General features: G+C 58.9%; 16 protein-coding genes and 1 tRNA gene. 6 read left to right on the top strand and 11 right to left on the bottom strand.

The genetic code is table 11. From position 1 onward, the window contains the following. Positions 1–32: 32 nt before the first annotated feature. Positions 33–992, bottom strand: a complete 960-nt coding sequence (locus HBO12_RS24455) for a sugar ABC transporter substrate-binding protein (RefSeq protein WP_170043460.1) — start codon at positions 990–992, stop codon at positions 33–35. Positions 993–1507: 515 nt separating this feature from the next. Here HBO12_RS24455 and HBO12_RS24450 point away from each other — a divergent pair. The 3 genes from HBO12_RS24450 (at position 1508) to HBO12_RS24440 (ending at position 3736) form a co-directional block, all read left to right on the top strand. Beyond that, entirely contained in the window at positions 1508–2596 is a 1089-nt protein-coding gene (locus HBO12_RS24450) for an asparaginase (protein ID WP_057438625.1), read from the top strand. Between the two features lie 194 nt (positions 2597–2790). Next, positions 2791–3042, top strand: a complete 252-nt coding sequence (locus tag HBO12_RS24445) for a DUF1654 domain-containing protein (RefSeq protein WP_057438624.1) — start codon at positions 2791–2793, stop codon at positions 3040–3042. Between the two features lie 4 nt (positions 3043–3046). Further along, positions 3047–3736, top strand: coding sequence for an endonuclease (locus HBO12_RS24440; RefSeq protein WP_169953494.1), 690 nt, complete (start codon positions 3047–3049; stop codon positions 3734–3736). A gap of 37 nt (positions 3737–3773) precedes the next feature. On the opposite strand, the gene HBO12_RS24435 is transcribed toward HBO12_RS24440, so the two are convergent. Next, a complete protein-coding gene (locus tag HBO12_RS24435) occupies positions 3774–4148 on the bottom strand; it encodes an SPOR domain-containing protein (protein ID WP_346266498.1) in 375 nt (124 codons plus the stop codon). A gap of 247 nt (positions 4149–4395) precedes the next feature. On the opposite strand from HBO12_RS24435, the gene csrA reads away from it, so the two are divergent. The 3 genes from csrA to HBO12_RS24420 all read left to right on the top strand — a co-directional run bounded on the left by csrA (position 4396) and on the right by HBO12_RS24420 (position 5408). Further along, a complete protein-coding gene (csrA, locus tag HBO12_RS24430) occupies positions 4396–4590 on the top strand; it encodes a carbon storage regulator CsrA (RefSeq protein WP_007920550.1) in 195 nt (64 codons plus the stop codon). Positions 4591–4799: 209 nt separating this feature from the next. Continuing rightward, positions 4800–5066, top strand: a complete 267-nt coding sequence (locus HBO12_RS24425; protein WP_170043459.1) for a hypothetical protein — start codon at positions 4800–4802, stop codon at positions 5064–5066. A 90-nt stretch (positions 5067–5156) separates the two neighbouring features. Beyond that, complete coding sequence (locus tag HBO12_RS24420) at positions 5157–5408, top strand: hypothetical protein (RefSeq protein WP_169953490.1); 252 nt, start codon at positions 5157–5159, stop codon at positions 5406–5408. On the opposite strand, the gene HBO12_RS24415 is transcribed toward HBO12_RS24420, so the two are convergent. The 9 genes from HBO12_RS24415 to HBO12_RS24375 all read right to left on the bottom strand — a co-directional run bounded on the left by HBO12_RS24415 (position 5395) and on the right by HBO12_RS24375 (position 14014). Next, the gene (locus HBO12_RS24415) at positions 5395–6075 is read right to left on the bottom strand and encodes an HAD-IA family hydrolase (RefSeq protein ID WP_170043458.1); all 681 of its coding nucleotides are present in this window, start codon (positions 6073–6075) and stop codon (positions 5395–5397) included. The genes HBO12_RS24420 and HBO12_RS24415 overlap by 14 nt on opposite strands. A gap of 93 nt (positions 6076–6168) precedes the next feature. Further along, complete coding sequence (gene pcp / locus HBO12_RS24410) at positions 6169–6807, bottom strand: pyroglutamyl-peptidase I (RefSeq protein WP_170043457.1); 639 nt, start codon at positions 6805–6807, stop codon at positions 6169–6171. Positions 6808–6814: 7 nt separating this feature from the next. Next, a complete protein-coding gene (locus HBO12_RS24405; RefSeq protein WP_170043456.1) occupies positions 6815–7765 on the bottom strand; it encodes a DUF979 domain-containing protein in 951 nt (316 codons plus the stop codon). Further along, complete coding sequence (locus HBO12_RS24400) at positions 7762–8487, bottom strand: DUF969 domain-containing protein (RefSeq protein WP_169953482.1); 726 nt, start codon at positions 8485–8487, stop codon at positions 7762–7764. Before HBO12_RS24400 ends, HBO12_RS24405 begins: the two co-directional genes overlap by 4 nt. A 261-nt stretch (positions 8488–8748) precedes the next feature. Further along, on the bottom strand, positions 8749–9585 hold the full coding sequence (locus tag HBO12_RS24395; protein WP_169953546.1) for a 5'-nucleotidase, lipoprotein e(P4) family: 837 nt from the start codon (positions 9583–9585) through the stop codon (positions 8749–8751). 139 nt (positions 9586–9724) lie between these two features. Then, the gene (locus tag HBO12_RS24390) at positions 9725–12172 is read right to left on the bottom strand and encodes a TonB-dependent receptor (RefSeq protein WP_463671621.1); all 2448 of its coding nucleotides are present in this window, start codon (positions 12170–12172) and stop codon (positions 9725–9727) included. 76 nt (positions 12173–12248) lie between these two features. Continuing rightward, positions 12249–13091 (bottom strand): FecR family protein, encoded by an 843-nt coding sequence (locus tag HBO12_RS24385; protein WP_170043455.1) that lies wholly within the window; start codon positions 13089–13091, stop codon positions 12249–12251. Beyond that, entirely contained in the window at positions 13088–13609 is a 522-nt protein-coding gene (locus tag HBO12_RS24380; RefSeq protein WP_170043454.1) for a sigma-70 family RNA polymerase sigma factor, read from the bottom strand. Before HBO12_RS24380 ends, HBO12_RS24385 begins: the two co-directional genes overlap by 4 nt. 328 nt (positions 13610–13937) lie before the next feature. Then, a tRNA-Val gene (locus HBO12_RS24375) sits at positions 13938–14014 on the bottom strand. Positions 14015–14021 lie beyond the last annotated feature (7 nt).

The raw sequence follows: 14021 nt of genomic DNA, 5'->3' as shown, positions 1-14021 counted from the left end.
CCTGAGCGGGCGCTGTAGTGCGCAGCCAGGGATTATTGCTTGAGGACGAGTTCAACCGGTGTTTCGATCACACCGTCCACGGACTCGACTTTTTCACCCTTGACCAGCTTCAGCGCATTCTGGATACCAAACACTGCTTGTTGTGCAGCCGCCTGGTCGGCGGTAGCCAGGACGCGACCGTCGTTGAGCATCGGCTTGATCGCGGCAATGTTGTCGTAGCCAACTACCTGCACCTTGCCCGCCTTGCCCGCCGCGCGCACCGCAGAAACGGCGCCCAAAGCCATATTGTCGTTACCGGCCAGCAGTGCCTTGAGGTCCGGGTATTCGCTCAACATGGCCGCCGCGACCTTGTTGCCCTGGTCAATTTCCCAGTTACCGGACTGCACGGAGACAATCTTCATGCCGGCCGCATCCATCGCATCCTTGAACCCGGCGGTGCGTTGCTGGGCGTTGGTGGTGGTCGGCACACCTTCGATGATCCCAACCTTGTCACCGCTCGCCAGTTGCTTGGCCAGGTACTCGCCGACCAGGCGCGAACCCTTGCGGTTATCCGGACCGACAAAGGGAACGTCGAGGTTTTTGCTTTTCAGCACTTCAGGGTCGAGGCGGTTATCGATGTTGACCACCTTGATCCCGGCGTCGGAGGCTTTCTTCAGCACGTTGACCAACGCCTTGGAGTCGGCGGGCGCGATGACGATGGCGTTGACTTTGGCGAGAATCATTTGGTTGACGATATCAATCTGCGCCGAGGTATCGGTTTCGTTCTTGATGCCGTTGGTGATCATGTCGAAATCAGCGGCGTGAGCTTTCTGATAGTCCTTGGCACCGTCTTGCATGGTGACGAAAAACTCGTTGGCCAAAGACTTCATCACCAGGCCGACCTTGGGTTTGACGGCGGTGTCATCAGCGAATGCAGAGGAGAGAGGCAGGGCAGCGGATGCGGCAGCCAGCACAGCGGCAGCCAGTAAACGTCCAGCGAATGGCAGCTTCATGGGTTCACTCCGATCTTATGATTATTGTGAGCAACGCCTGCACCTTCACCTCACTCATGGAGTGCTCGTGAAATAGCTCGCAAACGTTTGCGCTAAACAAACTATGCGAAGACTGCTGAATTTTGTCAACGAGAGAAATGTGCTTTTCCTGCGCGGGCTCTAGCGCCTGCCTTACAACTTGACCGCGTGCGGGCTAAACATTCGGGCTGGGTGATCGTTCTCTAAAACGACAGTTGCGCAGAAACATTTCAGGAGGGTGATGCTGATTTTTCCAGGGTGATTTTCGGACAACCGAACGCCGAAGCCGCCAGCGTTCGGAAATTCGGACACGAGTTAAAGCCAGCAAATTTTCTAAATGTAAAAAAATGATTTAAATCAATAAGTTAAAATCAAACCTAGAACAAAATCCGCCTGGTACAAATCCTGCTCTTAAACAGCACCTTGTGGCGCTCAGCGCAGCCTGGGTGTTCTGGATGAACCTGCACACGCACTCATCAAAACTAGAGAGAAAAATAATGAAATCTGCACTCAAGAACTTTGTTCCGGGCGCCTTAGCCCTGCTGCTGCTCTTCCCGGTTGCCGCCCAGGCCAAGGAAGTTGAATCCAAGACCAAGCTGTCCAACGTGGTCGTGCTGGCCACTGGCGGCACCATCGCCGGCGCCGGCGCCAGCGCTGCCAACAGCGCCACCTACCAGGCCGCCAAAGTCGGTATCGAACAACTGATCGCCGGCATTCCCGAGCTCAGCCAGATCGCCAACGTGCGTGGTGAGCAGGTGATGCAGATTGCTTCCGAAAGCATCACCAACGAAAACCTGCTGCAACTGGGTCGTCGTGTCGCCGAACTTGCCGACAGCAAGGACGTGGACGGTATCGTGATCACCCACGGCACCGACACCCTCGAAGAAACCGCCTACTTCCTCAACCTGGTGGAAAAAACCGACAAGCCAATCGTAGTCGTGGGCTCCATGCGTCCAGGCACTGCCATGTCTGCCGATGGCATGCTCAACCTGTACAACGCCGTGGCTGTAGCCGGTAGCAAAGACGCACGCGGCAAAGGCGTACTGGTGACCATGAACGACGAGATCCAGTCGGGTCGCGACGTCAGCAAAATGATCAACATCAAGACCGAAGCCTTCAAAAGTGCCTGGGGCCCACTGGGCATGGTTGTAGAAGGCAAGTCCTACTGGTTCCGCCAGCCGGCCAAGCGTCACACCATGAACTCTGAGTTCGATATCAAGAACATCAAGAGCCTGCCGGATGTTGAAATTGCCTACGGCTATGGCAACGTCAGCGACACCGCCTACAAAGCCCTGGCCCAGGCTGGCGCCAAAGCCATCATCCATGCCGGCACCGGCAATGGCTCGGTACCGGCCAAGGTAGTACCTGCCCTGCAGGAACTGCGTAAGGAAGGCGTGCAAATCATTCGCTCTTCCCACGTCAATGCCGGCGGTTTCGTTCTGCGCAATGCCGAACAGCCTGACGACAAATACGACTGGGTCGTGGCTCATGACCTGAACCCGCAAAAAGCCCGCATCCTGGCCATGGTCGCCCTGACCAAGACCCAGGACAGCAAAGAACTGCAACGCATGTTCTGGGAATACTGAGTCACTGATATAACCCTTGCCGGCGATGGTGGTCCCAGGGATGCCATCGCCGGCAAGCCGGCTCCTACAAAAAATCCTCGCTGTACACCAATCCGCGTAAACCGTTGTCACACGGACTTCTTGAATTTTAAGCAGTTGCGAATTTCCTCACAGTTAAATACTGTATGTTCGTACAGCTAATTAAGGACTCCTCCGTGGCCAAGCCCTCCTCCGCAGCACCGACACCTCCCGACGCCTATCAACGCCTGGCGATCCGCGTGCAAAAAATCATCAATTCCACCAACGCGCAAAAAAACAAGGCCGCGCTGATTTTTCGCCTGCCCGAGGAACCCGAGGACGAATGGGCACGACTACTGGAGGAAATCGCAGAAAACGACAACGTCACCCTCGCCTATCGCGATGATGGCGGCGTGCAGATTTTCTGGGTCGTACCGAAGGAAGATTGAGTCAATGAGTGTCCGTTTTATCGCCCTGTTCTGTGTGTTTTTTGCCACCACTGCCCACGCCCAAGCCCCACGCACCTTCAGTGAAGCCAAGAAAATCGCCTGGAAACTCTACGCCCCGCAATCCACGGAGTTTTATTGCGGCTGCAAATACACGGGTAACCGGGTAGACCTGAAAGCCTGCGGCTACATTCCCCGTAAAAACGCCAACCGCGCGGCGCGCATCGAGTGGGAGCACATTGTCCCGGCGTGGCAGATCGGCCATCAACGCCAGTGCTGGCAGGACGGTGGTCGCAAGAACTGCACACGTACCGATAGCGTCTTCAAACGCGCCGAAGCTGACCTGCACAACCTGGTGCCGAGCATCGGCGAGGTCAATGGTGACCGCAACAACTTCAGTTTTGGCTGGTTGCCGGTGCAGGGTGGGCAATATGGTTCATGCCTGACCCAGGTGGACTTCAAGGCCAAGAAGGTCATGCCCAGGCCATCCATCCGCGGCATGATTGCCCGGACGTACTTTTACATGAGCAAACAATACGGCCTGCGCCTGTCGAAACAGGACCGCCAGTTGTATGAAGCCTGGAACCGTACCTATCCCGTTCAGCCCTGGGAGCGCCAGCGCAATCAGACCGTGGCCTGCGTGATGGGGCGTGGCAATGAGTTCGTCGGCCCGGTGAACCTCAAGGCCTGCGGATAAACGCGAGCGGGATCCACGGATCCCGCCAACCACCGTATTACGGGCGGGCCTTGTGCTCGATCACCAGCGACTCGGCGTCAGTTTTCTTCTTTTTCACCAGCCTTTCCTGCAATTGGGCCTGCTTTGCTTCGGCCTCGGCCTTGCTGGCGAACGGCCCTAACAGCACCAGGTCCTTGCCGTCTTCCTTGGCCAGATAGAACGTGAAGCCGTTTTCCAGCAACCAGGCGGTCAGGTCACTCAGCGCCTGCAGCTTGTTGTCGGGCGAGCGCACCAGGATGTCCCACTGCACAGCGGCAACCGCAGGAGCCTGGGCCTTGGCGGCTTCAGCCTTGTCTCGGGGGGTGTCGAGATTGGGCCCGTCACCGCATCCGGCCAACGCCAATACCACAAATGCCATCGCTACTTTACGCACTGCCCTGCCCCTTTAAGGATCAAAGAGGCAACTTTATCATTCACTGTCTATTCTGGCCGTCATAAACGTTGGCTTAAACATTGCGAAGGATGTTTCCCAGACCTGTATGATGGCGCCATGGGAATTAATGCCGCCTCCATGCGTCCTAAAGAGGCAGCCACAGGGAAGCGCTTCACAGTAAGCTACACACAACCGACATCCGCCCTGTTAGAAACATGCGTCCTTCAAAGCAATCAAGGAGAAGTCCATGCTGATACTCACCCGCAAAGTCGGTGAAAGCATAAATATCGGTGATGACATTACTATCACCATTCTGGGCGTTAGCGGCCAGCAAGTAAGAATCGGCATCAATGCTCCCAAGGATGTTGCCGTGCATCGCGAAGAGATTTACCAGCGCATCCAGGCAGGCCTGACTGCACCGGACAAACGCGAAACACCTTGAAGCCTCCCCAGTAGCCAGCCCGCTCGCCCCTGTAACGGCTGGCGAAAGCCCCTTGGCCTGCCCACGGAATCCCGTGATCCGCGCAACTTGCGCCAGGCCCCGCCACCAGTGGTCAGCACACAGGTTCAGCCACGGAACTTGCTGCACATTTAGCAGACAAATCTCTCCAGGAACGTAACAAAACCTTACGGTGCATTCGGAGCGCGTTGATGAGGCGATCCCTCAAAGAGCCTTATGCCTACAAATCCTGGATGATTGCCCTACTGATTGCCCTTGCTTTCGTGACAATCGGATACGGCCTCAGGTTTTACATGGAAGGCAGTACCCCCGCGCAGGATGCCGATTCTTGGCCTGACCTGGCGCTGTTTCTCGGTGGCTATCTGTTCTGCTTCTGCCTCAAGCCCCTTCAGGCTGCGATCCAGCGCAAACTCAACCGCCGCGCATTTGGGCGTGGTCACCAGAAAACCCCCTCTTGAAGCACCGATTGGATCCTATATTCAAACTATGAGGAACTATCCACGTCGGTAGCACCCATACCCATATCTTTCATAAAAAACATTATCGATATGGACATAGAACATAACGCCAAGCACCTACAGTCCCTGATCGAACAACTCTCGGTAGATAACCCGAAATCCTCCAGCGAACTGCGGGGCAAGCCCGAAGAAATCCTCGCAGGCCTGCGCGAGCTTTATCTGCTGAAACTGATCACCGGCACCTTCACCCTTGGGCACATTGTCGACCCTCTGGGCCACCAGTGGATTGGCGCGCAAAACATCCTGCTGACCCGGCGCGGCATGGCATTCAAGCCGTTGTAGACGGCAGCAGGCGCAGCCGGCCATCAGCATCGCACTGGGCACGCACGTCGTTATAATTTGCAATAGCCCCATGCTCCGTCAGCATCGGCTCGCCATGGGTGGATGTCACCACTACCACGTCCGCGCCCGCCGCCTCGCCTGCACGAATGCCCGCCGCTGCATCCTCGAACACCAGGCACTCGCCTATCGGCACTCCCAAACGCCGCGCGCCGAGCAGATAACAGGTCGGGTCCGGCTTGCCATTGGTCACATCCTCAGCCGTAACCATGACGGCCGGCGGGACCAGGCCTGCGGCGTGCATACGGCTCAACGCAAGGGCCTTGGGCGCAGAAGTGACCACGGCCCAGCAGTGCGCAGGCAAGCTCTGCAAAAAGGCCACGGCACCTGGGATTGCCACCACGCCCTCCACGTCCTCGATCTCTGCCTCGGTAATAGCGCGCGCTTGCGCGTGCGCGTCCACCCCTGGCAAGGCCTGGCGGCTGATCGTGTCGATGGCCCGCACGCCATGGATGGTGGTCAGGAACGCCTCGACGTCCAGGCCATGGCGCAGCGCCCAGGCAGCCCAGACCCGCTCTGCGGCGGCGATGGAGTTAAGGAGCGTGCCATCCATATCAAACAGAAATGCACGGTACTGGCGATCAAATACGGCCGGATGTTTGGCGGACACTGCTGGGTTTCCTCGTGCGCTCGTCGCCCGTGGTTGGGCCGTGATGCAATCTACGGATCAGCCCAGGCGTTGTAAACGGCGGATCGGCCGTCATCAACAGACCTGGCCAGCGCTCTCGGCGATGTCACGTGGAGTATTCCAGGCGGCCAGGATTGCCACCCGCAGCCCTTCAACCGTTGTCGCCAACGCCATCGAGGGCTGAGGCTCGGCCGCCTGCCCTGGCAGAAAAGGCACATGGATAAACCCACTGCGCACTCCCGACCCCGCCAACGCATGCTGCAAGCTGTAGAACACCTGATTGCATACGAAAGTGCCCGCTGTGTGCGAGACCGAGGCGGCAATTCCGGCCGTGCGTAGCGCCTTGACCATGGCCTTGACCGGCAAGGTGCTGAAGTAGGCAGCAGGCCCCCCAGGAATCACTGCCGTATCCACGGGCTGGGCACCGAGGTTGTCCGGGATCCGTGCATCGTTGAGATTGATCGCAACCCGCTCGATGGAAATATCACTGCGCCCAGGCCCCAGCCCGGTAGCAATCACCAGTTGCGGTCGATGCTCGGCCAATAACTGTTCCAGGCAGGCGCCGGCAGTGGCGAAGGCACAGGGCAATTGGCGGGCGACGATTGTCACCCCGTCTTGCAGTTGCACCCCATCCAGCAGGCGCACTGCCTCCCAGGACGGGTTGATCAGGTCTTGATCGAACGGCTCGAAACCCGTCAGCAGCACAGTCCCCATCACCACCTCACATCAATACATAAAGAAGGACGATATTGACCAGCAACATCATCAACGCCGTGGGCATCTGCGCCTTGATCACCGCGTTTTTGTCCGGCAACTCCAGGAGCGCCGCAGGCACAATATTGAAGTTCGCCGCCATCGGGGTCATCAGCGTGCCGCAGTACCCGGAAAACATGCCGATGGCCGCCATCACCGCCGGGTTGCCGCCATAAATGCCCACCAGTACCGGCACGCCAACCCCGCCGGTCATGACCGGGAAGGCGGCGAAGCCGTTACCCATGATCACGGTGAACAGCGCCATGCCCAGCACGTAGACCATCACCGCCACCAACTTGTAATCCAGGTTGATGTAGGTGGTGGTGACATGAGCCACGGCCGTGCCAACGCCGGCTTCGTTGAACAGCAGGCCGAGCATGGCCAGCATCTGCGGCAGCACCATGGCCCAGCCCAGGGCTTCGGTCAGGCGTCGCGATTCACGCAAGGCCTGCACCGGCGTATCGCGGGTCAGCCAGCAGGCCAACCCCAGGGCAATCAGGCAACCGAGCCCCAGGGACACGAACGTGGTGTTCTTCGGATCCAACAGCGGCACGCCACCAATCTCGGTGTGCTTGAGCAGCACCGAGCCAATCACCGTGGTCAACGGAATGGCCAGGGCCGGAATAAATAGTTTATGGCCCAGCCGGCCAGCACTGGCGCGGGACGCCTTGTCATGCAACTCGGCATGGGTGCCACGCCCTACCCCGCCGAGCCCGGCGATCAGTGCCATCAGCACCACGCCAACACCCACCACCACCGACGGCAGGTGCTCGCCCACCAAAAACGGAATGGCGAACAGCAACCAGAACAACGCGCTTGACCAACGCTTGGGATGGGTCCGGTCAGCCAGGATCATGCCCGCCGTAATCAGCAACAAAACGCCGGCGAGCCAGTACAGGTATTGGATGGAAATGATCATTGCGCGGCCTCCGACTGAGCGGTGACTGGCGCAGTGGCCGTCAGCTCACGGGTCAGCCTTCGGTCAAAGCGATGCAAGCGTATGGCATGCACAATGAACGCACAAATCGCCGTGGGGATGCCCCACACCGCAATATGCAGCGGCTCGACATCAATACCCGAACCCAGCAGGAAGGTATGCATCAGGGCAATCGCACCAAAGGCCACGAAGATGTCTTCACCAAAAAACAGCCCCACGTTGTCTGTGGCGGCGCACATCGCCAGGACCTTGTGCCGCACCTTGTCCGGCAGTTTTCCGAAGCGTTTCTCGGCAGCGCCTTCCGCCATGGGCGCCAGCAACGGGCGCACCATTTGCGGGTGCCCGCCAAGGCTGGTCAGGCCCATGGCCGCCGTGGACTCACGAACAAACAGATAGATGATCAGCAGGCGCCCGACGGTGGCGCGCTCGAAGCGCGCAATCCAGTTCTGCGCGTGCAGGCGCAGGCCATGGCGCTCCAGCAGGCCGATAACGGCCAGGGGCAGCAACAGGATCAGTTGCAAGGCGCGGGTCTGCAGGAAGCCATCGCCCATGGTGGCGAGGATTTTTTCCAGGGGGAAGTGCGCAGCAAATCCGGTGGCAATCGCCGCCGCCGTTACCACCAGCAACGGATTGAAGCGCAACACAAAGCCGACCACGATGACGAGCACGCCAATCAGCGGCCACAGGTTCACAACAGTTTGCATGGCGTTGAGTCCTTGATTGCGTGCTGCGACGCCTGCATCGCCGATAAACGATAACGGGCAGCCCGACGCGGATTTTTATTATTGACCGGGTAGGTCGAGGGTCACTGGCGGGCATCTTTGCCGCTTGGAGCGGAGGGTGTCCAACAAGAAAAATTGTTGCTGCAAATCAATAAAGTTTGTGAGGGGATGTAATCCAATCAGGGCTTGCCACGATGTGCAAGGCTCAAACCGTGGCAAGCCCTTTTGGGTCAACCTGCTTGATCAGGGCTGCCAAGCCTTGGAGCCGGCTGCAGCCTTGAATTTGGCGCTGTTTTGCGGTGTGGCGGGCGGCTCGGAATCACCAAAGATGGCTTTGAGCCAATGCCCATCGGTGGGGTTGGGGAAGAGAATAAACTTGCGCCCGAACTGTTGTTTATCCTCGGTCATCAACGCCATGCGTTGCTGCACATCAGACACGTAGTACTTGCGTTTGAAGTCATTGAGGTTGTCGCCCAGCATCACGACCACCTCATAATCCTTGGCAATTTCTATCTGCCGGGGCTCTTTATTGGAAGAGTCGCGATAAACCGTCAGGTGCTTTTCATCGGCAAAGGGCAGCTTGTTCTTACGCAGGTTGGCCAAGGCGTACTCATAGGTTTTTTCGCCCTGGTCACGGCTCGTGACGTAGAAAACCTCGACCCCTTTGGCTTGCGCATAACTCAAGAACTCCACTGCACCGGGGGTGGCCACCGGGCCGTTTTCAGCCACCCATTGGTCCCAGGCGGCATCATCGAAGAACTCTTTGTCCGAATTGATCATGTAGCCCCAATAGCTATTGCTGCTCAACACGGTGTCGTCGATGTCACTGATAATCGCCAACGGCCGATCACCGGCCTTATGCGCTTGCAGAGCGCTGTCCAGGCGCATCTTGGCGACGTTGAAACCTTGATAGTAGAGCGCCTCGAATTCAGCAGCCGTTTGCCTCCAGGCAACGGCTGCCGTCAAATCATTGGAAACAGCGCCTGTGACTTGCCCGGACCATGCGGGCGCGCACTGAAGCATCAAAAGCGAGAAGAGAATGGGAGCGGCCAGGATCTTGTTGGTTTTCTCTACTTTCATTTTCAAACCCATAGTTAAGCTCTAGACAGCCTCAGCAGGCACTGCAAGGGTGTTGTTCTATAACACCCGGCAGGCCGGCTCAATATGGGTGTCGCGATCATGGATCAATCAGACGCAACTTGCGCACACACTGTGCGGTTTACCACTGATGTGTGTAGCTTGCCGTCAGTACGGTGCCTGGCGCAGGCAGGTGGCTGGTGTTGTTGCTGCTACGCATCAGTTGACTGTAAAGCGGGTAGTAACTGCGATTGAACAGGTTCTGGATCCCCATGCTGACCTGATCATTTTCACTGAGTTGGTATTGGCTGATCATATCGACGGTGGTGTAACTGTCGACCTTGCGTCGCCCAAAGCTGGCAACACCATCCAGGCGATAGTCGGCGCCGTCAAAAAAGTTGGCCTGCAAGCGGTTGCTCCAGGCTTCAGTCGGCTTGAACTCCAGGTACGCGGTCAGTTTGAGCGGCGGGATGCGATACCCGGTCATGTCTTGCCAGCCACGGCCTTCGGGCTGCTCCCGGCCTTTGATCCAGGTAAAGGTGCCGCCGGCGCCCCAGCGCTCATCGTCGGTCAGCCAGTCGGCACTGCCTTCCACACCGTAGATTCGCTCTTGGGTGCGGGTCAGGATCAGGCCATTGTTGAAACTCTGCACATCCCCAAGCTTGGACGTGGTGTAGAACACGGCCAGCGAGGCCAATGTCTGCTCGCCCAGCGCGCCGCGCCAGCCCAGTTCGTAGTTGTTGGTTTTCACCGGCTCCAGGTTGGAGGAGCCGATATCGAATCCACGCCGGGCATTGCGCATTTGCACCCCGATATCGGGCAACTGGAAGCCCTGGCTGAACGCCGCGTAGACCTCCTGGCCCGCTACCGGCGAGTAGGTCAGGCTGATGTTGGACAGCACCGAATCATAATGCACCTTGCCCCCGCGAACAGTGGCCGGCTGGGTCGCTGCCGACTCCGAGAGCGGGATAAAGTCATCGTACTGGGCAGTGGCATATTCGTAGCGTACGCCGCCTTCCACCGACCATTGTTCGTTGAGCTTATGCTGCAACTGTGCAAAGCCGCCGAGGCTGCGGGTTGTCAGGTCGGGCATGTAGGTGAGCTTGCCGATCTTGTCAAACACCCTGCCGCCGCTGGCGTCAAAGGCTCGCGGGTCGAAGATGTCGATGGGCATGTCGCTGCGCTCCTGGTTGAAGTCAGCGCCCCATAACAACTCTGTAGTGCCCAGGCTCCCCAGCGGCGTGCGTAGCGTGACCCGGCTGCCAAACACTTCACTGTTCTGCATGACCTGGTCGACATTGCGTCCACGGGTCGCCACTGCGCGGGCATCGAACGGCGTGAACCGGGTGAAGTAGTCCCGGTAGTAGATCTGCGCATTGAGCGTGCCGCCCAGCACGTCGGCATGGGCGTACTCCAGGTTGAGCAGGGTGTTCTTGATCTGGTTCTGCTCCTCCAACGACAGGCCGGACAACGGGCGCGCAGGCACCGAGCCCGCAGGAAGCCTGGCCACGGACGGGTCGGAGGTGTAGTCGCTGTTTTGCTCGGCGTTGTAATGGCTGGCAGAAAGCTGGATGCGCTGCACATCATCAAGGCGCAAGCCCAACTTGCCGCCGACATTGAAGGTATTGGAGTCGAACAGATCGCCCTGGCTTGGCTCTGGCGCAAGGCGGTGCCCCTTGGCGTCGTAGGAGGCGCCAATGTGGCGGGCACCAAAGTCCAGTGCGTACTCCGCCCGGCCCTGGGACCCGGCAACATGATGCTGCAACTGGCCGCCCAGGCCATCGCTACCCAGTTTGCTCAAGGGCGAGACGGCGCTCAGGCTGGTGGTCGCTCGCGGCTCGCCGCCTGCCGGACGCGTCGTGATGGAGATGATGCCCCCAGTCGCACCGGCGCCGTAGATCGCACTGCTGCCACGGATCACTTCGATACGCTCGATCAGCGCGGGGTCGATGTTCGCCAGGTTGCGCGAGGAATCGCGGTTGGTATTGAGCGGAACACCGTCGACCAGCACCAGCATCGTCCGCCCGCGCAAGGTTTGCCCGTAGTCGGTAATGGTCCGGCTTGAGTCGGCCATGCCCGGGATGCTCTTGGCCAGCAAGGTGGCCAGGCTATCCGAGCCCTGGCGCAGTTGCTCCAACTGTTTGTGTTCGATGACATTGACCTGGCGAGCCTGGGGCACCAGGTCGCTGTCGAGCCGCGAGGCGCTGATGGTCAGGCTGGCCAGCTCCATTGTGCCTGGCGTGGGGGCCGGCGCCTGGGAGGTGTTGGCGGTATGCCCCTGGACCACCAGGAACGTTTGCTCATCACGCGCCTGCACCGTCAGCCCGCTTTGGCCGAGCAACCGTTCAAGCGCTTCCTGCAATGTGTAGCGCCCGCGCAAGGCCGGTGCGGTCTTGCCGGCCGTGATTTCACTGGCGAACAGGATCTGTGCCGAAGATTGCCGGGCTACGGCATTCAGGGATTTCTCCAGCGATGCGGCCGGGACATCGAAATCAACCGGTGCAGATTCTGCCAACGACCATTGGCTCAGGAGCAAGCTGCTGGCCAGCAAGGACATGCGCACCGGCGCGCGCAGGAAGGACTGACTCACGTTTTTATTCTCCACGAAGTAGGGTTACAGGGAGATAGCCGTCAGCACTGCGGCGCAACCCTACCTCGGTTGAAGATTATTTTTTCTGGCCGGGGGAATCGATCAGGACCGAGCCATCGGTCGCAGTGGAAACGCGCACCGGCAGGATCCCGGGCAACAGCGCCAGCAAGCGATCAACGTGACCACTGTCAAACACACCGGAAACCGGCAGGCGCGCAAGCCGGGGGTCCATGAGCCTTATGGGCTGGCGGTGATAGCGCTGCAGTGTGTCGATGACGTCTTCGAGCGGAGTGCTTTCAAAGACCAGCCGGCTTTGTTGCCAGGCAGTGACGTCATCCACGTCCACCCGTCTCAACCGAGCCTCTTGCCCCTTATGCACACGCAACTGCTGCCCGGGCTCCAGCGCAGCCACTGCCCCCGTAGCGGCCGCACGCACGGCGACCCTGCCTTCAGCCACCGTGACCTGCACATCCTGTTCCTGGCGCCTGACGTTAAAACGGGTGCCCACCACTCGCACCACAGCCAACCCGGCATCGACCAGAAACGGTCGGTAGACCATCGGCGACACTTCAAACAACGCCTGCCCCGCCTTCAGCTCGACCTGGCGGCTGCGCAGGTGCCAACTGATCGTCATCTCGGTGTTGCTGTCGAGCAACACCTGAGTGCCATCAGCCAGCAGCAGCGCCTGGCGCTGCCCTACCTGGCTGGCAACGTGCTCGCTGCGGTAGGCAGGATCAATCCAGGCCACACCTGCAACAATCGCCAACAGCAGCAGCCCGAGGGTTTTTCCTGCCGGGCGTTTGTTTTTCGCGGGCGTCGGCGGGGGCAACGGAAATCGTTGCTTGAGGTCCTCACGAACCCGTGCGATGGCCTCGTCTTCCTGGCTGAAGTCCTTGCTCTTGTGCGGGTCGCGACTCATGGCAAGACCTCCGAGCCTAGATGTGCGCGGCAGATCCCCATGCCCAGGCGCAGGTGCTTTTCGACGGTTTTCAGGGAAATACCCAGGCGCGCAGCCACTTCGGCCTGGGGCAGTTCATGCACTTTGTGCATGACAAACACCATTTGGCAGCGCGGCGGCAGACTGGCAATCGCCTCGGTCAGCAGCTCCAGGGCCCTTTCCCCATCAAGATGACGCTCCTGGCTCGGCGCACCGCAGACCACTTGTGGCAACACCGAAACACCGACCACCCAACCCTGGCGCCGACGCTCGCTGCGATACCGGCTGATCGCCATATCGCTGGCGATCTTGCGCAACAAGGCCACTGGCGTGCGCACACCTTGCTTTTCATCCTGCTCAAGCAACTGCAGGCACAAGTCGTGTATCACCTCACGAGCGAAAATCCGTTCGCCAAAACGCCGGCGCACATGATCCACCAACTCGTCGTAGTGCCGAACCAATGCTGCCAGCAGTGTGGGTTTTGGAGGGTCGGCCTGCACAATGACCTGCGCGATGAGAGGAACGGATGACCTGGAGAAAGGTGCGATTGCGCGCAGTATAAATGCGAATGTTTTACATTTGAAGCGTGGAGATGGACCTTTAGGCGCAATCGCTAAGCGGGTCAGAAATGGCAAATTTCTCGGGATGAGCAACGCTACCTCCACCGGGCAGGTCGTCGGCCTTCAAGCGCAGAAACATGAAGCTAAAAGCCGACCTGAAGGTGCAGTGCAATTGTCGGGGCGAAGCTTTGCATGAAATCCCAGGCAACAAAAAAGGGCCCACCTTTCGGTGAGCCCTTCTAGACCGCCCAGCAGAGCGGATTTTGTTTGGTAGGCGCGATTGGACTCGAACCAACGACCCCCACCATGTCAAGGTGGTGCTCTAACCAACTGAGCTACGTGCCTGCTGTGA

Origin of the sequence: Pseudomonas sp. WS 5059 (assembly GCF_012985525.1) — a bacterium.
In the GTDB taxonomy this organism is placed as follows: Bacteria; Pseudomonadota; Gammaproteobacteria; order Pseudomonadales; family Pseudomonadaceae; genus Aquipseudomonas.
Note: the sequence above shows the minus strand (reverse complement) of the source record. Positions and strands in the feature narration are given on the sequence as shown.